Annotated in this window: 17 protein-coding genes and 1 pseudogene; 6 read left to right on the forward strand and 12 right to left on the reverse strand. The window is 49.2% G+C overall.

Annotated features, from left to right (window positions below; all coding sequences use genetic code 11):
* Positions 1 to 195 carry an AlpA family transcriptional regulator gene (locus DBY68_RS10465; protein WP_108476384.1) on the reverse strand — a complete coding sequence of 65 codons (195 nt, stop codon included), beginning with the start codon at positions 193 to 195 and terminating at the stop codon, positions 1 to 3.
* Between the two features lie 163 nt (positions 196 to 358).
* Between DBY68_RS10465 and DBY68_RS10470 the strand changes: the two genes are divergently transcribed.
* Positions 359 to 853 carry a hypothetical protein gene (locus DBY68_RS10470; RefSeq protein ID WP_233503883.1) on the forward strand — a complete coding sequence of 165 codons (495 nt, stop codon included), beginning with the start codon at positions 359 to 361 and terminating at the stop codon, positions 851 to 853.
* 232 nt (positions 854 to 1085) lie between these two features.
* Here the strand turns inward: DBY68_RS10470 and DBY68_RS10475 are convergent, their stop codons facing one another.
* From DBY68_RS10475 to DBY68_RS10500, 7 genes and pseudogenes are all read right to left on the reverse strand, one after another.
* Positions 1086 to 1997, reverse strand: a complete 912-nt coding sequence (locus DBY68_RS10475) for a site-specific integrase (protein WP_349254580.1) — start codon at positions 1995 to 1997, stop codon at positions 1086 to 1088.
* Positions 1998 to 2127: 130 nt separating this feature from the next.
* Positions 2128 to 2292: a DUF905 family protein gene (locus tag DBY68_RS23000; RefSeq protein WP_108476445.1), complete on the reverse strand. Its 165-nt coding sequence runs from the start codon at positions 2290 to 2292 to the stop codon at positions 2128 to 2130.
* 96 nt (positions 2293 to 2388) lie between these two features.
* Positions 2389 to 2746: pseudogene (locus DBY68_RS23080) on the reverse strand (TA system toxin CbtA family protein); the annotation flags it as partial.
* Between the two features lie 142 nt (positions 2747 to 2888).
* Complete coding sequence (locus tag DBY68_RS10485) at positions 2889 to 3320, reverse strand: DUF2787 family protein (protein WP_108476382.1); 432 nt, start codon at positions 3318 to 3320, stop codon at positions 2889 to 2891.
* A gap of 87 nt (positions 3321 to 3407) precedes the next feature.
* Positions 3408 to 3896 (reverse strand): DNA repair protein RadC, encoded by a 489-nt coding sequence (gene radC / locus DBY68_RS10490; RefSeq protein WP_108476381.1) that lies wholly within the window; start codon positions 3894 to 3896, stop codon positions 3408 to 3410.
* Positions 3897 to 3918: 22 nt separating this feature from the next.
* The gene (locus tag DBY68_RS10495) at positions 3919 to 4461 is read right to left on the reverse strand and encodes a hypothetical protein (protein ID WP_108476380.1); all 543 of its coding nucleotides are present in this window, start codon (positions 4459 to 4461) and stop codon (positions 3919 to 3921) included.
* 166 nt (positions 4462 to 4627) lie between these two features.
* The gene (locus tag DBY68_RS10500; protein ID WP_108476379.1) at positions 4628 to 5008 is read right to left on the reverse strand and encodes a hypothetical protein; all 381 of its coding nucleotides are present in this window, start codon (positions 5006 to 5008) and stop codon (positions 4628 to 4630) included.
* A gap of 121 nt (positions 5009 to 5129) precedes the next feature.
* On the opposite strand from DBY68_RS10500, the gene DBY68_RS10505 reads away from it, so the two are divergent.
* The 3 genes from DBY68_RS10505 (at position 5130) to DBY68_RS10515 (ending at position 6284) form a co-directional block, all read left to right on the forward strand.
* The gene (locus tag DBY68_RS10505) at positions 5130 to 5405 is read left to right on the forward strand and encodes a helix-turn-helix transcriptional regulator (protein WP_108476378.1); all 276 of its coding nucleotides are present in this window, start codon (positions 5130 to 5132) and stop codon (positions 5403 to 5405) included.
* Between the two features lie 63 nt (positions 5406 to 5468).
* The gene (locus DBY68_RS10510; protein ID WP_108476377.1) at positions 5469 to 5957 is read left to right on the forward strand and encodes a hypothetical protein; all 489 of its coding nucleotides are present in this window, start codon (positions 5469 to 5471) and stop codon (positions 5955 to 5957) included.
* A 9-nt stretch (positions 5958 to 5966) separates the two neighbouring features.
* The gene (locus DBY68_RS10515) at positions 5967 to 6284 is read left to right on the forward strand and encodes a hypothetical protein (protein ID WP_108476376.1); all 318 of its coding nucleotides are present in this window, start codon (positions 5967 to 5969) and stop codon (positions 6282 to 6284) included.
* Between the two features lie 709 nt (positions 6285 to 6993).
* Here the strand turns inward: DBY68_RS10515 and DBY68_RS10520 are convergent.
* The 3 genes from DBY68_RS10520 to DBY68_RS10530 all read right to left on the reverse strand — a co-directional run bounded on the left by DBY68_RS10520 (position 6994) and on the right by DBY68_RS10530 (position 16406).
* Positions 6994 to 8427 carry a cyclic diguanylate phosphodiesterase gene (locus DBY68_RS10520; protein WP_108476375.1) on the reverse strand — a complete coding sequence of 478 codons (1434 nt, stop codon included), beginning with the start codon at positions 8425 to 8427 and terminating at the stop codon, positions 6994 to 6996.
* A 108-nt stretch (positions 8428 to 8535) separates the two neighbouring features.
* Positions 8536 to 15501, reverse strand: coding sequence for an autotransporter outer membrane beta-barrel domain-containing protein (locus DBY68_RS10525; RefSeq protein ID WP_108476444.1), 6966 nt, complete (start codon positions 15499 to 15501; stop codon positions 8536 to 8538).
* 371 nt (positions 15502 to 15872) lie between these two features.
* Positions 15873 to 16406 carry a hypothetical protein gene (locus tag DBY68_RS10530; protein ID WP_108476374.1) on the reverse strand — a complete coding sequence of 178 codons (534 nt, stop codon included), beginning with the start codon at positions 16404 to 16406 and terminating at the stop codon, positions 15873 to 15875.
* 277 nt (positions 16407 to 16683) lie between these two features.
* Between DBY68_RS10530 and DBY68_RS10535 the strand changes: the two genes are divergently transcribed.
* Positions 16684 to 17475, forward strand: coding sequence for a winged helix-turn-helix domain-containing protein (locus tag DBY68_RS10535; RefSeq protein WP_233503884.1), 792 nt, complete (start codon positions 16684 to 16686; stop codon positions 17473 to 17475).
* Positions 17465 to 17968, forward strand: coding sequence for a hypothetical protein (locus DBY68_RS10540; protein WP_108476373.1), 504 nt, complete (start codon positions 17465 to 17467; stop codon positions 17966 to 17968). Before DBY68_RS10535 ends, DBY68_RS10540 begins: the two co-directional genes overlap by 11 nt.
* Before the next feature lie 253 nt (positions 17969 to 18221).
* Here the strand turns inward: DBY68_RS10540 and DBY68_RS10545 are convergent, their stop codons facing one another.
* Complete coding sequence (locus DBY68_RS10545; RefSeq protein ID WP_108476372.1) at positions 18222 to 19514, reverse strand: site-specific integrase; 1293 nt, start codon at positions 19512 to 19514, stop codon at positions 18222 to 18224.
* Positions 19515 to 19532 lie beyond the last annotated feature (18 nt).

Here is a 19532-nt window from a genome sequence, read left to right on the forward strand (position 1 = left end):
TCAGCAGCCTCCTGTGGTGACGCGGGAAGCAATCCACTCACTGACGTCACTTTCCAGCCACGCGACCGCTCGCCCTCCAGTCAGGGATTTCGGGCGTGGGAAAGTCCCCTTCTCAATCATCCGGTACAGCGTGGCGCGGCTTACTGCACAGCGCTCCAGTACGACCTGAATTTTAATCAATTTCATCTCGTTCATATTTCTGCATTCCTGAGCAGTTCAAAGAACGCCTTATTCACAAGATCGAAATTCGGGAGCTGCGGCTACGTTTTGGGATGTCTGCAAGCACATTAGACGTTCCATTGTCGGGCCGACACGGGAGATGTTAGACTGGTTTAAATGGCTAAAGAAGGGAACATACATGGCTGGAAAAAAACAACCGAGCCGCCAACAACGGTCGACAAAAATGAGGACTGATGCGGGACTGACCCAGGTGAAGGTTTATCTTGACGAAACCACGCTGGAGCTACTGGCGTTACTTCAGGAAAACTTGTCAGAAGGTAAAATGAAGGGCGATGAGATCAATATGTTCCGCAGTATAGCTGTCACTGCCGGTATCCACAGTCACGCAGCAGCACGCTTAGGGGAAAAAGTGGTATCAGACATTGTGGCTAAAAATCTGGGCACTGAGTGCAGAGCCAGCGAAGCGACAGACAATCCTCATAAGTTCTTTCTCCGGACGATGATTAACCAGCTTTACGAGAAAGGTCTGCGTAATACACATAGACGCAGGCTTGTCGAGGTTGCTGAAATCATGAATGAAAGCAGCTATAGAGCGCCTAACAGTAGGAAGGGGGGATGGAAAGAAAATGATATCGGTCAGTATGTCAGCAGTGACATAATGCTTGAGAAATGATGATCCGGCCAGTGCGCCAGGCTGGACTGTACACTGCAAGTATCTCTAGAATACCCCGCGTCGGGTGGCTCGACAGTGTCATTCATCAGGGGTAGTGAGTTGGTCGTGCTTTACCGGCAACCCGATGTTCTAAACTCGCCCTGGACACGCCTGTGAGTCATCAAAAATAGTCCCTGGCCCCGTTTGATGGTTTTAGCCAGTAGGTAACGAAGGCCATCCCCCCCATTACGATTTACCAGCAACAGAACGCTCGGGAGGCCCTGTCCAGCATACCTCGGCCCCTGTAGTCATAGCGGGTGGTTGTGGCGATATCGGCATGACCTGCCAGTTGGCGTACCACTTTGAGGTCGGTTCCCTGCTCCAGCAGTTGTGTAATGAACGTTCGTCTGAGGTCGTACGGGGTAAAATAGTCCACGCCAGCGGCATCGCGTAGCTGTGCCAACAGCCCCGTCATTCCGGTAGTGGTAAGCCTGCGTGGCCCAGGCCGGTCTGCCAAGCTGATACGACTGAATAACGGCCCCTCGTGCCCTCCCCGGCACTTTAGCCAGCGCCGCAGCTGTGTCCAAACCTTTACGGCAAGGTGAATATCACGACTTTTGCGTCCTTTCCCCTCCCTGATCCAGACAATCCCTGCGGCAACGTCAATATCCTCCGCATTCAGGGCAACCAGCTCACCCGCACGCAGCCCGGCCCCACACAGAAGCAACAAAATGGCCCGTTCGCGCTGACAGCGCACAGTGGAGAGCGTCGCTGCTGCCGCCAGCATTGACCGGATTTCATGGCGGGCCAGCGCACGCCCCAGCCGACAACCGTCACCACTGACCCGCCTGACGTTGCGTATGCGCGCAAGCGTGTCAGCATCCATCAGATCCATACTGAACGCGCTCAGGGCAACCGATTTCAGCGCCGACAGTGCCATGTTGACAGTCGCGACAGCATAGCCAGCATCCAGCATGTGCGCACGGATCTGCATCACCCCCGTGTAGTTCAGCATCTGCCAAGGATAGCTGTTGGTATCCGAGCCCGGAAGCAGGATACCGGCACAGCGCCGAAGCTGGCTTTGCATCCCCTTGCGCTCGGCAGGTGTCAGACCTGACAGCCAAAGCTGTGCCGGGTTGATGGTGGGGACGTTTTGTAGGCGCACAGTTTCCGCACGCCTGCCCTTGCGGTTCGAGGTCATAACATCATCCTCAATACTTAAAAATGGAGTATCCCGGCCATGTAGACCGGGGGAGCAGTCAATTCATCTGGTGATGCCATTCAGTCCTGTGTGGTCACTTTTTCACACCATAACGTTGCAGGTAGTGGTTAAGCCCCTGCCCGGCTCCGGACTCAAAGTTCCAGGCACGCCAGATAAGCTGACCTTCAGCATCGCGTACTGCCAGACGGAAATGGGTATGCTGGTCATCCTCAATAGCCACACAGTCATACGCCGCCATAACAGACTCCGCGTCCTGTCGGGTGAATGTGTCCAATGGCAGCAACGGCAACGACGTGGAGGGCCCGGCGGTTACTGCACTGTCCGGGGCGGGCCTGCGCCCCTGCGTGATGTGGCTCACGACCTGATATGCTCCCCGCTTCAGGAGCCCGGTGGCTTTTCGTGCCCGGAGAACATCAATAGCAATAATCAATGGGGAGCCAGGGTGAAAGCTCGTATGGCCCCGATCTGTGCGTACCAGGTCATACTTCTCAACGACGGTATTCAGGGCTTCCATCATGGAAACACCAGCGTCAATATGCGCCTGAATGGTGCCTTCCTCACCAAACGGCCGTATCGTTGAGGGCAAGCCCATAGTGTTGTGCCAGCAGGTGAGTCAGCAGGGTGCGCCAGACATAAGCAGGCGACAGGCTGCACGATGCTACCCGTGTCGGTGAGACAGGTTGTTTTTTCATGACAGTATTCTCGTGGGTAATGTGAATGGTATTGAAAAGAAGGCGCGAACATGAAGGCAACCCGATTCGCGCTTATGGAAATCCGCCCGCCAGAAGGGAGAACGGATGTTTACCGGTGTGCCCGGCAGCTCAGGTCAGTAGTTCAGCTTTCCCACAGCACTCGGGTGGTGTAGACCCCACTGGCGTGATAGCTCAGAAAGTTGTGCTCCCACAGGGCGTAGAGCGCCCGGGCCTCAGATGGGGTCAAATCCCCTGTCCGCCAGTGCCAGACGTAGCCCTGCGACCAACTGATATCGATGATTTTCTCAAGCTCGGGGTAAACGTTGCCGACATAGCCAAAATCGGTGGCGTAGTCCAGGCACCACTCGTCCCCCTGGTGAATCAGCCGGATTTCCACCGGGTGGTAGCCGCCCCGCTCCGCGCTGTAGTCCAGGTCCCGGAAGTTGAGCGTAACGGCGGTGACAAAATGCTTATGAACGGGTATTTCGCCCGCCTCTGCCATCAGCATGTCGAACAGTTGCAGACTGACAGGCAGCACAAAGCCTGCCGGCTGAATAACGGCATTGATGTTCATGGGTAAAACCTCGGTATTTACAGGTTAAAAATGAAGGGATAAGGCGAACGTGGATTACCGTGGTTAATGTGTATTAAACCAGGTAACTCAAAGCAGGCCATGCTCTGCAAAAGAGTATGCATCATCACCACCCACAATAAGGTGGTCCACGACGCGGATATCAAGTAGTGAAAGCGCATCGGTAATTTTTTGGGTAATGAGTTTATCGGCCTTGCTCGGCTCAGGCTCACCGCTTGGGTGGTTATGGACCAGTATCACTGCGGCTGCATGATGCGTCAGCGCCAGAGCGACAATTTCGCGGGGGTACACCATGGTCTGGTTCAGCGTCCCAGTGAACAGGGTGTGGTAGCCCAGAAGATGGTGCTGCTGCGAGAGCAGTATCATTCCGAAGCTCTCCCGGGTGTCCTCTGCCAGCTTCAGCACCAGCCACTGGTGAACATCATCAGAGGACGTAATTTTTCGGCGATTGCGAAACCGGCGGGAGAGCAGCGTATGGGCAAAGCGGATAATATCCTCACGGGACACCGGCCCGGTGGTCCGGTAAAGACCGCTCTGGTCGCAGGCGGTAAAAGTCATGGTCAGTCTCCTTCTGCAGGGGTCAGAACTCACGTTCGACGAAATAGATAGCGTCCGGCAGCAGCGTGTGGCGCTTCAGCTCCGGCTGTACGGAGAATGTATCCCTGCGCTGGCTGCGTATTCCCAGGCTGTCAAACAGGAACAGCCGGGTGGCATCGGTTCGGACTACCACAGACCAGTGCCAGGATGTGCCCAGAATCACCACGCGCTGCGCCTGGTTCTCCGGCAACGCCAGCCAGTCGCTGATGTCGCTGAGTATCTGTCGGCAGCGCAGGGAGCGGTAACGGAAGGGGGTATGAAAATTCAGGGGATAATGCCGGGCGTAATGCCCTTTTAGGAGAACATCACCAATCAGGTGGTCCATTTGCTCTTCGTCGAGGCCGAGTGTCAGGAGATCAAATAAGTCCCATCGTCGCTTATAGCTGCTTAGCAGACGGTACATTAATTTTTCCCGCCGTACTCTGCCGTCATAAAGGTAACTGAGGGTGTTAATCAGACTGTAGATGCCACACAAGTAGTCATGCTGGCCCTGACGGGACGCATGAACGTCTCGGGGAAGTGTCATTGTTGCTATTCCAGGAAAAGTGATGGCTGTGAACCAGCCAGGATGGGTTAATACAGTGGCTGGGTACGCAATGACTGCCACTGTATTAATTATAACAAAATCAATCAGTTATTGCAAACAATTCCTATTATCACTTATCCAGCGCAACCAGGGCTTCCATCATTTGTTACTGGTTAACGTCCCCTTCAGCCAGATCCCTCGCAACCTGAGCCAGAGCCTGCTGCAAAAGTTTATCCCTGGAGGCTGGTTTCATAGTGCGAAACAGCTGTATCAACAGGTTAAGCTGCTCGTCTGTTGAGGTATCTGCCGCATCCCGCTCACTTTTCAGCGCCATCCCTGCAGCGCTGATATGGTACAGAAACCCCTTCCCACTGGTGCGTTTGCGGCGGATTTCCGGATGTAGGGTTGTGAGCTTTTCCAGTCGCAGTCGGGCCCCTTTCGCTGTGCCCGGCATTCCTTCCATTCCGGCAAACTGCTCTGCTGTAAGCCACTCCCCACTGTTCGCCATTCCGCCATCACAGGGCTCAGTCATCTGTTCACTGCTCATAAAAATTTCACCTCTTATCAAAGCGTTAGTTAAATGAGCGCAAATAACCACAAAAGGAACTTGATAAGTTCCCTTTGTTCGCTTTTAATATCTCCAGTACTAACAACCCGGAGTGAATACATTGAGTAACTCAACAGATTCGCAAAAAAAGCGAAGTAAGGGAAGTGCTGTTAACTGGCACCGGGCAGATATTATCGCAGCCCTGCACAAACAGGGGCTATCCCTGTCTTCCCTCTCACGACAGTATGGGCTGGCTTCACGAACATTAAACAATGCTTTCGAACGCCATTATCCACGGGCTGAAAAAATTATTGCAGATGCTCTGGGGACCACACCTGAATCCATCTGGCCTCAACGTTATACGGGGAAAGAAAGAAGTAAAACTGACAGATTCTGATATCACAAACCAGAAACTGACTGACAACTACATGATTTTTTTGCGTGTTAAGGATAGGAAATAATGAAAAAAACATTGATGACTTTACTACCATTTGTCGCCCTGCTTATATTATCAACAGAAGCCAAAGTATTACCAATCCAGTCATATAATATTCTGACGCAGCAATTCAGTATGCTAAACACATGCAGATCTGAAGGATATATTGTCGATACTGCGGTACTTAAGCGACTGGATAATCTCATCAAACGTTTTGAATACGAGGATGCCTCAGGAACCAAAACCCGTATCACTCCTGAAATGGAGCAGGAATACCACAATCGTGCGGATATGGATGTTCAGAATGCACGAATGCTTGGACAGCAGGAGCAGGCCTCTGCAGTATGCAATAAAGTGCTGAAAGATTTCACTGACCGGTTCGATGAGCTGGAGGAGAAAATCTCAGCCGCAATCTCTTCTCGAACCGAATCCCCAGTTCCTGCCCCCGCAGTGTCAGAAGAACGCGCGATGACATGGGACAACAGCCCGGTACAGGGCATTCAGGTACACTGAGGGGTACACATGCAAAAGCGTATTGTTGCCGCATTGCTCATCACAATAACACCAGCTTCAATTCTAGCTGCTTATCCAACCAGTCAACCCGCTCAGGCAGCGGAGGTGATGGTCAGGATGTGTCAGCAGCAGCGTGCGGGCGTCGATAAAAACAAGGCGATCAGTAAAGTCTACAATACTGTGGTTGACTGGCCCATAGCCTCAACAACCGAAGTTGCAGCTGCAATGGATGAGGGTTGGAGTTTCGCGATACAGAATCCAAAGATAAGATCTGACAAAATTTATCCTATTATGATTGATTTACTCGACGGGGAAAAGGGTCTATAAACCAAGCTTAACTTAACAAAACCAATATGCATCAATTGATATATACATAACGATGTGCATCCATAAAAGGCACGATTATTTCAATCGCGCCTTTTATGATCAAATAACAGATGCAATGTAAAAACCGAACTATAACTTATACGGAGTGATTACAACCACATCGATTTTATTTCAACAAATTAAAATAGACCATGTAATTACGTTAATTCAGCCCAATTTATGGAACCCACATATGCCCCCCCTCTTTCTGATATCGATATAAGAAAGGAATTATGTTCACCTCAATTTATTGGACCCAGAGGGGTCATTAATTTACCAATTCTAAGGTTTGCATTTTATTTTTTATTACTGACGTATTACCATTGGTTAATGGTATAGTATATAGTGGACACCCGACGCTTAGCTATCATTATTTAGTATTTATCATGCAGATATGTATTAATGCTATTTTAATTAAACAAATACACCTTACAAATTAACGCAGTAAATCTTCGATATCAGTTAAATATTTAATATACATCTAATTCAAATTGAGGCTCCCCATGATTTACGGGACATATCAGCACTCTACATATACTAATACTGGTTATAATACTGTGAGAAACTAACCTGGAGGAACCAGGAACTTCATCCTATTGATACAGAGTTTTATCAATAACTCTCGTGCGAATATGAAGACTCCTCTTTGAAAGAGATGAGCCCTCATATTTTAAAGTAACCGCCGAAAATCTTGATACGGTATTGGTTTGCTATACAAATATCCCTGTCCCAATGTGACCCCTTTAGAAATTAGTTTCACTGCTTGTTCACTATCTTCAATTCCTTCTGCAATCAGCGGTATTCCAGTTGATTTAGAAAGATGAATAATGTTATCAACAATATGCTCGCTAACGCCCCCATGAGTAAGCGTGTCAATAAACATCTTGTCAATTTTTAAAAACTTCGGCGCAATTTTCTGCAGCGCCTCATAATTTGAAAAACCAGTGCCGAAGTCATCCAGCGCCAAATCGGCCCCTGCATTTTTTAAGCGATCCCGAACATCTTCGCTTACAACATTTTGCTGGCGCTCTGTGATCTCCAGCATCACCCGAATACTTTTCAGATTCATTCGGGTAATAAATTCAATGCAGTTTTTTGTAAATCCGTCATCACTGAACGCTCCGGGGGGAACATTCAGCCCGATATGAAAACTTTTGCACACTACATTGCTTAATGCCTGCATGTCCTTTTCGATGTGTTTCATGAGGCCAAGCGTCATTTTATTGATCAGACCACTTTGCTCAGCTGCGTTGATAAATTCATTCGGAGGTATAATTCCCTGCTCCGGATGTACCCAGCGAATAAGTGCCTCTGCGCCCACAATCTCACCGCTACTGAGTTCAACCACTGGCTGGTAATAAGGAACAAACTGATCATCATTAATAGCCGATTTGAGTTCTTTAATGGGAGAACGTTTCTGTAAAGTCTTCAGGTGGAAAAAGAGACCTGCTGCGAGTGCAACAAAAATTGCGATTATATAGCGGTTATCTTTCAGATAATCCACCCAACTTTCTTGGGTGTTAAAGACAACCCAGAAAGGAAAGTTTGAAGATCCAGCCTGCATGAGGGGGTTACTTTTTGGTTCCAGTAGAAACTGGGCTTCAATATCCTCATCGCGTGAGAAATCATAAAGAATTTTATCTATTGCAGCTTTGTAGATGGCAACGGCCACGACTTGCTCTTTAACAGGGAAGTAGGTCATGTACATTTCAGTTCCCTGACGATTAACGTACTGCGTCATCAATGTGCGTGTCGTTGTGCCCTCGGAGTCAATCCCTAAAGACTGACGTCCTTCTAACGAAGAACATGACCATTCACCATTCTCAATAATATTAACCGAGCGAATGTGTTCAACAGAGGCATTAATTCTGCTAAGCGAGCGAACGACTTCATCGGTACAGGTTTTTCCAATATAACTTCCCGCGATAGCGGCCATCGCCTGTGCGGATTCGAACTCAGCATCAATAACACTAATGAGATCATTAAGTGAATTTTCTCTGACTTTTTTTTCATCTTGTTTCCACTGAATGAGTGAAGACAACACTCCAGATAACAGAACCAGTAGTGCCAGCAATAGGGGTAGCACTTTTCTACGAAGAGACATATGTCATCCTAGATATTTATGATGCGCCTCTGAGAGGCGCATATTTATTACACCGTCAGAATTTGCCAGGCAAACTGGTTGCCTGGCAAAAAGGTCAGGAGATGATTATCAGAAGTTCCATTTCGCGCCGATCATCGCCGCACTGTCATTATAGCCTTTATCACCCACCTGCACGCCAACGTTGCCCCACAGGTTGAGACGCGGGCTGACCTGCCCTTCGACACCCACTTTCACCTCACCCAAGTTTTTCGCTCCTGCCTGGCTGACGTTTACGCCGTCCATCCGGGTGCTAAAATCACGAGTGTTGTGCAGCCAGTTAACTTCGGCAAACGGCTGGAACTCACGCTCTTTGCCGTTATCGAGCTGGCTGTGGCCTTTGATCCAGGTTTTCACCCCAAGGCGCGTTTGCACATTACCGTCACCGCTGCTGGTAATGCGGGTGCCGTTGCTTTCACGGTGATCATCGGCTTTCACGCCCATCCACACGGCCTGCGCCTGCGGCTGGATATACCATTCGTTGGTCGAACCTTCACGCGTCTGGTATTCCCCCATTTTCCAGGTGTAGCCGGTTTCCACCGAGGCGTTCACGCCTTTCGATTTATAGGATTCGCCCTGCAGGCCTTCACCCTTCACGCTGTTGTTAAACCAGTTGTACTGCGCCCAAGTATCAACATACAGCCCGCTGTGCGTCTCATCGTTGGCATACCAGGTTGAGTAAACTCCGGCGGAATAGCCGTTCACCGACCCTTTCGAACCATACTGCGTGCGTGACGAATGAGTATTGCTGTGGTCGTTGCCGTAACCGGCCATTAGCCCCAGGTGCCAGCGGTCGAGACCACTCTGGCTCCACTGCGCCACATCACCGCCCAGCTGAACGGCGTAGCGGTTGCTCTGCGTTTTGAGCTGACCGCTGCCATCACGCCAGTTGTTGTGGCCGCCCACATGGCGCATCCACATGCTGGTGACTTTTTGCTCACCGGTTAACGCGTCGATGAACTGTGTTTCACCCAGGCGATCGTGCAGACGGGTCACAAACAGAGTGTTAGCCGCCGCCAGGTTTGCGGTGTAGCTGCCGCCTTCTGGACGCAGATCCGGCGTTTCTTTATCACCCGGATCCGTGCCCGGGTCCGTTTTGCTGCTGTTCAGATACCAGTTACTGCTGTTTTCACCGGTACCGCGGTTCAGGGTGTAGTCATACGCCCCGGCAACAATACGGCCTTTCTGGGTGAAATCACCGTCGGACGCCCCCTCAACGGTAATAACTTCAATACCGTTGATGGTCGCCGCCCCTTTGCCCCCGGCGTTTGTCACCGTGACATACGTGTTGCCGGAGGTATCGCCTTCCACCACCAGCTTATCGGTGACGGATTTATCGTCGCCGAGCGCGGTGTTAAGCGAAAGCAGCCCGTCGTTACCCGCATAGTTACCCTTAATCACCAGTTGGTTTCCGGCCTGCTTCCCGGAAACCCCGGTAGCCATCGTGCCGCTGTTAGTGACGTTTCCACCCACCGTAAAGGTGTGAGTGCCTGTGCTTTCAGCGGTGCCAACCTGAAGCAGACCGGCGTTGTCGATATCACCCGTCACGCCGCCGAACCCGGATAATTTCCCCTGATCTGCGATAGTGACCTGCGTGCTGCTCAGCACCACTGAAGCGCTCTCGCTGCCCAGTTGCAGTCCGCCCTGCTCAATGTGTGTGCTACCGGTCCACGCGGCATTGTCGCCCACGGTGATGGTGCCGCTGCCGAGTTTGGTGACACTGCCTGCGCCGGTAATGCTGTTGTTCAGCTCCCAGCTACTGGCGCTGTTGAGCACCAGGGAACCGGCGTTTTTCACCGCCGCATCGCCCAGATGTTCAGCCACGGACGCGGTAAGCTGCGATCCACCATCAATGTCAAAGGTTCCGGTAAACTCGCTGTTGTTACCGGCCAGCACCACATCGCTGTCGGTCAGTTCGACACTGCCGTTATCGCTGATGGCGTTGTACAGCACGCCTGCGGCATTACTTAACGCCAGCGTACCGGCCGCCACGATGTCACCAGTACCGAGGCCCAGCGTAGAGTTCAGCAACGCCGTGGCCCCTTCGGCAATCGTGGTTTTCGCGGTCATAGTGCTGTTTTCACCCGTGACAGTCAGCGTTCCGCCGTTCAGGTTGAGCGCGCCGCTACCTGTTAAGGTGCCGTTCGCCTCACCGCCATCCGCAATCGTCAGGCTGCCACCATGGATATTCAGCAAAGAATCGACAGCGGCCGTCAGTTTACCGACCGTCTGGCTGTAGCCGTTCATATCAAAACCAGTGTCAGATGCCAGACGCAGTTCGCTGGTCTGCCCCAGCACGTCGTTGTTATTCATCAGCAGGTTGCCGCTACGCACATCGGTGATGCCGGTGTAGTCGTTATCCATATTGGAAAGTGACACGGTCTGGCCTTTGGCGCTGTCGAATGCCAGGTCGCCGGTGCCAGTGACGCGGGCGCTGAGGTCAGCGGCATTACCTGTTTTATCGTTGGCATCCAGCACCAGCGCGTTACTGCCGGACGCTAGCAGTTCAACCTGCGTCAGCCCGTAGCTGATATACAACCCGTCGTCGTTTTCTCCACCGGTCAGGCGGTAGTCATAAGTGCCTTTGGCCACCACTTCATCATTCTGCTCGATGTCGGCCACCACGCCATCGCTGATGACGTTGCCGTCTTTGTCGGTTAACGTCAGGTTGCCCGCGCCACCCTGCACAGCGGAGTCAGAGGTGGCCAGTTTGATCAACTCCTGTGCGTCGTCCTGCTCAAGCAGGGAGAGCGTCGTATCCGCCTGTGGACGATCATTGCTGACGCTGCCGGTATCCACCTGAACGGTCCCGCGACCACTCAGATCCATTTTACCCGCATGGATCGTACCATCCGCTTGCGTTTTGCCCGGCGTAACACCGTCGAAACTCACCGTGCCCCCGTTAAACGCCAGCCCGCCGATATTCTGTTCGCCCTTGCCGACATGCATGAGGCTGCCTTCACCCGCGCTCAGCGTCGCTTTAGCCAGGGCCTGAGTATTTAACCCGGCCAGTTCAAAGGTGCTGTTTTGCAGCGCAAGCGTGCCCTGGAAACCGTCTGCGGCATTGTTGGCGGTAAAATCAAACGCCTTGCCGGACGCATCCACAGACACGGTCCCGGTTCCCGAGAGGTGGCTGTTGAACGCCATATCGCCGGTCGCGTTCAGTTGCAGCGTACTGTTCGTATCAATGCTGTAACCCGTATTCGCTGCATCATCTTTTGCGTCACCCAGGACGAAGTCGACGTTATTGACTGTAAACACGGAGTTGCTGGTCAGATCGATATGCTCCATGCCGGTAATGGCGTCGGCACTGTTCAGAGTGTACTGTGCGTTCTGCAACCGGAGCGTGTCTTCACCTTCTCCACCATTCAGGCTGGTGAAGAGCGAGGTTTCCGTCGCCTTGATGTCTTTCAGCAAGAAGAGATCGCTGCCGTTACCGGTGGTGATATCGGTTGCCGTACTACCGGACTCCAGCGTGACGGTGTTATCGCCACTCAGTAAATTTACAATCCCGGTGATGCTGGCTTCCGCGGCATTGGTAAAGGCAATGCCCTTCCCTTTAACGATTTCCAGCGCTTTTTGCGAAGCATCCAGCGCGCGGATCACCCCTTTATTAAGGAAGCTTTCCAGAGAGCCGTTATCTGCATCGACCACCGCATGCGAAGTGGAAACCGACGTCAGCTCGCCCGACTGTTCAATATTTTTCGTGGTCCCGCCGACAACCAGCGCCTCTGCGCCATCGCTGTCCAGCACGTTGACGCTGGCACCTGTTTTCAGGTCTGCGGAGGAATTGGTGACTATCCCTTTACCACCCGCCTGCTGGACGTTGATGACCAGATCGCGCGAGTCGGACATATCCAGGGTCTGATCGGTTTGCGAACCGTCCATACTTTCAAACAGGATGCCGGTTCCACTACCGGTAACGTTGATGGTGCCAGAGTTGGTCTGCGCCATGGAAGCCCCGGTATGTACCCCAATGCCGTTGCCGACGGTAATGTGGGTCTCTTTGAGCTGAATACCGACAAGGTTAGCCTGGTTTTCAATGGCGTTACCGCTGCCGCCCGCGGCCATTGTGATGGTTGCGCCATCAACGACCAGCCCTTTCGCCCTGCTTGCGAGCAGAATGGCGTGCGCCGTACCGTCAGCGGTGGTTTGCCCTTCACCGGTCAGTTTAAGCGACGCGTCGCTCCCGACCAGATACGCCGCGGTGCCATCGGTGGCAGAAACGGTCGCGCTATTGTTCACTACGGAATCTGCGCCCTGAATATTGACCGCCACGCCATTCACCTGAATATCGCCGTCGTTGTTCAGCGTACCGCCGGAAATCAGCACTCCGGTACTGTCCGGCTGATCAAAATCAATAGTGCCTTTATGGTTCAGCGTACCACCATTACGAGCGATATAGCCGAAAGCGCCGTCAGCGGTGTTGGCCGTTTCAAGGGTGGCATAGCTGGTTAATACCGACTCACCTTTTTTGGCTTCAACGACTTCACCATCCAGGCCATAGTAGTTTCCGTCAACAATGCCCGCCGTTGTGCCCTTACCGGCGACTTTAACAATATCGGCATCCGCCGTGATTGTCCCCGTAGCACCGCCTTCAATACGAACGCCAGTCGAGCCTTCCCCCATAATGCTTAACGCCAGCTTGCCGGAGTTAAAACTGCTGCCTGTATCCGTCGTAAGGATAATGGTGGAGTTATCACCCGTTGCATTCATTTGTGACTTATTGGTACTAGAACCATCAAACGCAGCGCCGCCATCGACGCGATAAAGTGTCGAATCTGTGGTCGAAACCGTCTGATTACTAGTGGAATTATCGATTATTGACGATCCGGCACCATAGATGTAATACCCTGTCTGGTGACTCCCGGCATTGAAAGTGACCGTTCCGTCATCCACCAGGGTGATAGTGCCTTTATCACGCGCATGCACACCGATGGCATAATCGCCATTGAGATTGACTTCTCCTGATACCACCGCGAGGGCATCCTCACCGCTTGCCCGGATACCGTAGTTAGCATAATGCGTGCCCTCATCAACACCGGAGTTGACGTTAATGACACCAGCGTGCGTGATTTTCCCCCCGGCTTCCACATCAATACCAACACTGTTTTGCCCGTTCTGATTGATAACGCCGTTGTTCACGACCCGGTTTTCACTGGTACCTGATTTTACGTTGATCCCCACGTTAGCAATCGAGGATTCGCCAGGCAGTTCGCCGTTGATCTCTATCGTGCCATTTTGATTCAACGTCGCGGTATTTTTAACAACAATGGCTGTTGCGTTCGTTGTCTGAGAACCAATTACGATTTTTGAGGCCGTGTCGCCGTTATAAGTCGCACTACCTGATAACAGAACACCGATGGAGTCTCCCGAAATACGAAGATCGTTAGTCGCATCCGAACCCTCACGTTGAGCCTCCCGACCAATGTACAACATGCCGTTATGGTTAAATGTTGATTGCTGGCCGGCCTCAACACCTGTTGTGGCCGGTGTGCCAGTGGTACTCGTCTGCGCTGTTGATGCGACATTAATCGTGCCGTCATTTGTCAGCACCGCAGACGAAGAGAGTAGGACGCCTTTATTACTGTATTGAGAAGAGCTCGTTGCCAGGTTAATCACGCCACTGGCATTGTTATTAACGGTGGATGTGCCGTTTGCCAGGATTGCCGTGTGCTGGCCTGCTGCGACTAATGTTGCGCTCGAATTCGATTTTTCAGCCATGTCAGGGTTAGTCCCTGCATCAACAACCCCGTTGTTCTCAAATACAGAACCACTACGTACGGCAACGACATAGGCCCCACGAAGCGTGTTGTTATTCGTCCCTAGTGTGCCTTCATTGATTAAGGTTGCACCATTTTCCAGGTTAACCAGCGATGCATCAGACCAAAAAAGTTGCAGACTAGCGTCTTTATCAATATTAATAACGGCATCTTTGCCGTTTCCGTGGATGTAGGAGACGGTATCGCGATTAACTGTTCCTCTAACTGCATCATCAGACGCAATCCCATCCTCATTGGCATAAATAGGGATAGACCCGGTAGTTCGTGCCAAATTCAGTTCAGCGTTATACTCTGCACTAGTCATTGAGAGCTCACCTTTTTCAATCGCAGCGATTAACGCAGCGTTGTAAGCTTTAAACTCCTCCACATTTGTCACATTTTGTGGACCAAGTTTGCTGTTGAACTCACCTGTAAATTCATCAATCACTGGGTAGGCAATTGCCGTGCCGCCACTGTGATTGTTGTAAGAATTACCTAACTGGGCGATCGTTTTAGAATGGTAATTAAGCTCCGCTTTATCACCCGATTCACTGGAAACTTTAAAAACCGAGGCTTTATTTACGCTACTCGTATTTGAACTTTTGAAAACAGCGCTAAATAAATTGGCAGTATCATTAGCCCAGCCCACGTCCTGACTTCCAACATTGACATCAAGAGTGGAACCGCCATCAACATTATAGAGATTACGATCGATATACTGGCCGTTTGCGCCTACTGCATTTGAAATCGTAACATTAAAGTCAGCGAGGGGTTTGACTGTCATTGCATCATTATCATATACCACTATTGAGGCGGTATTCCCGGTGACTGGGTCTACAAAGTTAATGACTTTGCTTTGCGAGCCGACGTTAAATATGTTGTTATTCTTAACATACTCACTATTAGCCCCTAAAAGACCTTTATCATAAGCCTCACCCAATGTCATATTGGTGTAACCGCTATTACCATACGAAACATTCGAAAAGCTACCTGACAATGTATTATTTCGTCCACTCACTGTTATCTCTATGGCATCTTGTGGGGTCATGGAGTCGACTACATAATCTGTTGCCTGTGATTTCACTGGAAAAAGTGCAAGCATTAATAAAGCGACAGGTGTCATTCGAAAAACATATGCATGCTGAAATTCTGCGATGTAGTGTTCTTCCGTAACAAGCGCAGAACTGCTTGATTGTACGTTTCCACGTGCCAGTTCGGAAACAACAACGGCACACGAGCGCGCTACGCTCCAGATAACTTTAAATACTTTGTTCATCATCTCACTCGCTTTTAACAGCCCATTTTGCGACTACTTCACAGGTGATTTGGGCCAAAATTATCAGTACCTGATTTTTAGCTCAGGCGTTTCGTGAGTGATTTTACTTTCCGCCCCTCATTTAGGGGTACATATAATGAATAATGCGTTATTTATAGATGAATTATCTATTATACTTGAAATTTGAAGCTTATTGTGCTGAGTTATGACTGGTGTTACATAACATTTTATTGGTTAGCGGAAGTATACTTTCTGGTGAGTACATATTATCGATAGTATTTTCAGCATGTCGTTAACTAATAGCTTCATGATTAAAAAGCTCCAGGGGGTGGTAAATTCCCCCCCCCTGGAAAACTTTTTTAAGAGTAATCCTATCTATTAAATCTGTAAACAAAGAAGTGCAGGTTGGCGGTGTTTTTAAGATTATACCTCTTTGCTATGGTGAGTGTATTTCTCAAAAAGTTTTTATAACTTACGCCAGATTTTTGTGCAGCCAAGAAAATACTCTCTGAAAGTTTTAGTGATTGAATTGTTTTAACTTCATATTGGCTCATTCCTTTGAAGTCCTTGAAGGATTCAATTTTTTCAATTACATTACTTACCGATTTTAGTTTTGGTATCGTTATAAGGTATCGCCATTTATTTAAGTCATCATACACAGATAAATCAATTTGAGATGAGATAACCTTAGAGATCCATAACCCGCGAGAGATCAAAATCGTTCGAATTTTATCCTCTTTGGAAATATGATATAGAGTGTCATTCAGTTCTCCAAGCGAGTTAAATGAATCGACATCAATGAAGCATATTCTATGTTCATAACAAATTTGTTTCATTAAAGCGGAAATAGACTGACGAAGAAAAGTATCATGCGTGATGACCATGAATGTTTGACTATCCATCATGAGTAAATCCTGTTAATGCCCTTCATGGTGTTCTCAAAATTAATTGAAAGAATCTTCACGAAGAGTCTCGTTACTGAGGGGGTTTGAGATGAAAATAGTAATACAACAACACCTTACCCAAGAATCTATAGAAGTAATGTCATGTCATTTAGGTAGATATTCTGATAAAGCAATAGAAGGAATGGTTTTATAAAATATCTATCTGCAAAATGCGTGTGCGTGACAGGGCGCAATGTCAACACATTAAACATCAGCTAAAATAGAGAGGAATACTCATATGCAGATGAATACACATATGCTTTACCAAATTAACAATGAAGTAACATTCAGGACTGATGATGGTGTCCTAGCAAGTCTTTCATCACCCGAAAATTCGGTTGTACTTTCCATCACGGCGAATCGTATTTTTTCGTTCCTGCTTGAGCAACGAGGTAAGGTCGTTTCCCGTGAGGATATTTTAGTTAATGTTTGGGATAAGAATGGGTTTCAGGCCTCGAATAGCTCTCTGAGCCAGTACATTTCACTTATACGAAGAGGGCTGCACGATCTCGGCTGTAATCAGGAAATCATACAGACTATACCCCGGGTGGGCTTCTTGGTTCCTGATGACTCTATATCTATCAGTGAGGCTGATAACTACAGTGAAATCAATTCATTAAATGTTCAGTCAACGGTACAAATTAAAAAAACGCAAGTATCGGCAAAAATCTGGATTTTTGTAATGACTTTGTTGCTGAGTTCACTGGTTATAGCCTTTTACCCATCACAAAATGGTGCTTCTGATATGATTTCAGCTATAAAGACTTGGAAACTCGGTAAGATTGATCAGTGTCCTGTGTATACTTTTTATAACAACTCCCCAGAAATGATGTCAGTCAAACTCGAAAAAGCCAGATTGTTAACAAACACTTACCTTCCGTGCATTCAGGGTGCGACCTACTTTTTCCAGCCTGACGATCTTTACACCTACGGTGAAAACGGACGCGTATTTTTGTCCCGCTGCACCTGGAGCAACAAAGAACAAACTAAGTTTGCAGGTTGCAAGGATATCTATATCCATGAAAATTAATAAGAAAAAAGCTCTGATAAGCGTGTCAGCAATTGCGTTTGTTTCAGCAATTGCTGTTCGCGCGACAGGAATCGCTGACTGGGCACCCAATAATGGCTTAAGCATCAATTGTGTATCGACGATCTCGATGCCAGAATTACCTAATGGGGCGAAATTCAATGGCAGTGTATACGTTCAGATTTATAAAGACGGGTCCGGTGAGGTTGATTTTTCAGGTGTCGTTACGGAAACAGGAGAGCATGGCGTTGGGAAAAGTAGCGTCCAGCGTGCCATTGCGTTTGAATACGTGATGCTAAATTCTGACACCATAAAGCTTTCTGAAGCACGATTAAGAAAGAAATCAACTGACACAATGCCTGATGATTTTTTTACTAAAGCCATCTACGATAGCTCTGAACCAGAGAAACGAATGCATGTATCAAAACTTCAAAATGCGTATTTGATAGGCAACATTTTTTCACCATCACTTTTATGTGTCAGTAAATCCGGATAGTTGTGGATTGACCCCGCACTGGTAGACGCTACTGCCCTGTAGTTGGACTGACCCCACGCCCATAGATAAATTCTGTCATCACGACGAGGCCTGTTCAAAGGCCTCCAGACTAATGCCGTCTAGGAAGCTGTGGCGCCTGGCCCGGGTTTTATTGATATGTTTTCTGGACAGAACGGCATCTACAATATTGCTGTATCTGCTGGTCACGGCGGTGTTTCACCTGTTACAACATGGCCAATATGCTACAACGACCTTAATGTAATTGCTCCAGAAGGCTATCTAGATAATCAGCCCATATCTGCAACCATTTTTCGCACTCAGCGTCATATTTATATAGGTTATAAATACCTTCAACCCCGCCTTTTGTATGCCCAAGAACAGCCTCTGCTACTTCATTGGGACATTGTAACCGTGATAGCCCTGTCCGTACGGTCCGTCTTAGATCATGAGGCGTCCAACTCGGTATATCCAGCATTTGCCCCTGCTCACGCATACGCCAGGCATTCTCGGTAAGATATTTCTGCTGTATAGGCAACTTTGTGCGAGAAGAAGGGAAAAGATAGGTATCAGAGTTCAGCCGCAGAACTTTCAAAAAGTTGATGGCTTGAGTGGATAATTGCACATAGCGCTCAATTCCTGTTTTGGTTTCTCTTAGATGAATAGTCCCTTTTTCAAGATCAACATCCTTCCATGCCATATTGCAGACTTCACCGGTACGACACCCGGTCCAGAGGGTCAGACGTAACACGTTTTTGATCGTTGGCGTATAAGCCGAACCCGGAAGCCATTTAAGGAATTTTGCTAGCTCGTCCTCGCTCAGTACTCGTGTTCCACGTCCGTTTGTGAGCTTGATTCTGGTCTGTCGTAAGCTGGATTTTGCTAACAACGCTGGATTCGCAAAACTGTCATCAAAGCGCCCAAGGCCAATAGCAAATTCATATGCGAGTGAAAGCTCCCTCAGTACATTCCCAGCCTGTACGGTTGCACCTCGAGCTACAATGTTATTGATTAAATTAATGACATCCTGGCGTGTAATCTCAGCAGCATTCCGGGTTCCTAAGCTTTTAACAGCGTCACCATAGAGAGTACGACGAACCTCAGCCTGCCCTTTCGGCTTTCTGGCACCGGGAATGACCTTCCCGTCCTTCGTTTTACGATCCTCAATACGTTCGGTAAGATACAGTTCAACTAATCCCTGTACGGTCAATTCAGGGATCTTAGCCTGTTCAGCTTCAATCGCACGCTGGAGCTTATCTTGCTTAAGCTCTGACGCAGGACACCGACCTTCCTGTCGGAGAAGCTTTAATTCGTGAAGTTTAAGACGTGCAGCGGCGAGAGAAGTCTGCGGGAAGTTACCAATTTTAACCTGAGCAAGCTTGCCAGTCAGAGGACTTGTGTAACGATAGAAAAAAGACTTAACCCCGGTTGCACCGCAGGAGACACGTAAGCCACGATTTTCGCCTACATCAGCCTTATCTTTGTCGCCAGGCTTCATCATTTCTACCGCTTTAAACGAAAGTGGCTTTCCCTCTTGTTTTCCTGCCATAAAGACTCCGTTATCATG

The organism is Pseudocitrobacter sp. RIT415, from assembly GCF_003057695.2.
Classification (GTDB): Bacteria; Pseudomonadota; Gammaproteobacteria; order Enterobacterales; family Enterobacteriaceae; genus Pseudocitrobacter; species Pseudocitrobacter faecalis.

Coding starts and splice junctions, on each gene's coding strand:
- DBY68_RS10465 (WP_108476384.1), bottom strand. CDS start 195: ATGAACGAGATGAAATTGATTAAAATTCAGGTCGTACTGGAGCGCTGT.
- DBY68_RS10470 (WP_233503883.1), top strand. CDS start 359: ATGGCTGGAAAAAAACAACCGAGCCGCCAACAACGGTCGACAAAAATG.
- DBY68_RS23000 (WP_108476445.1), bottom strand. CDS start 2,292: ATGGCGGCGTATGACTGTGTGGCTATTGAGGATGACCAGCATACCCAT.
- DBY68_RS10485 (WP_108476382.1), bottom strand. CDS start 3,320: ATGAACATCAATGCCGTTATTCAGCCGGCAGGCTTTGTGCTGCCTGTC.
- radC (WP_108476381.1), bottom strand. CDS start 3,896: ATGACTTTTACCGCCTGCGACCAGAGCGGTCTTTACCGGACCACCGGG.
- DBY68_RS10495 (WP_108476380.1), bottom strand. CDS start 4,461: ATGACACTTCCCCGAGACGTTCATGCGTCCCGTCAGGGCCAGCATGAC.
- DBY68_RS10500 (WP_108476379.1), bottom strand. CDS start 5,008: ATGAGCAGTGAACAGATGACTGAGCCCTGTGATGGCGGAATGGCGAAC.
- DBY68_RS10510 (WP_108476377.1), top strand. CDS start 5,469: ATGAAAAAAACATTGATGACTTTACTACCATTTGTCGCCCTGCTTATA.
- DBY68_RS10515 (WP_108476376.1), top strand. CDS start 5,967: ATGCAAAAGCGTATTGTTGCCGCATTGCTCATCACAATAACACCAGCT.
- DBY68_RS10520 (WP_108476375.1), bottom strand. CDS start 8,427: ATGTCTCTTCGTAGAAAAGTGCTACCCCTATTGCTGGCACTACTGGTT.
- DBY68_RS10525 (WP_108476444.1), bottom strand. CDS start 15,501: ATGAACAAAGTATTTAAAGTTATCTGGAGCGTAGCGCGCTCGTGTGCC.
- DBY68_RS10530 (WP_108476374.1), bottom strand. CDS start 16,406: ATGATGGATAGTCAAACATTCATGGTCATCACGCATGATACTTTTCTT.
- DBY68_RS10535 (WP_233503884.1), top strand. CDS start 16,684: ATGCAGATGAATACACATATGCTTTACCAAATTAACAATGAAGTAACA.
- DBY68_RS10540 (WP_108476373.1), top strand. CDS start 17,465: ATGAAAATTAATAAGAAAAAAGCTCTGATAAGCGTGTCAGCAATTGCG.
- DBY68_RS10545 (WP_108476372.1), bottom strand. CDS start 19,514: ATGGCAGGAAAACAAGAGGGAAAGCCACTTTCGTTTAAAGCGGTAGAA.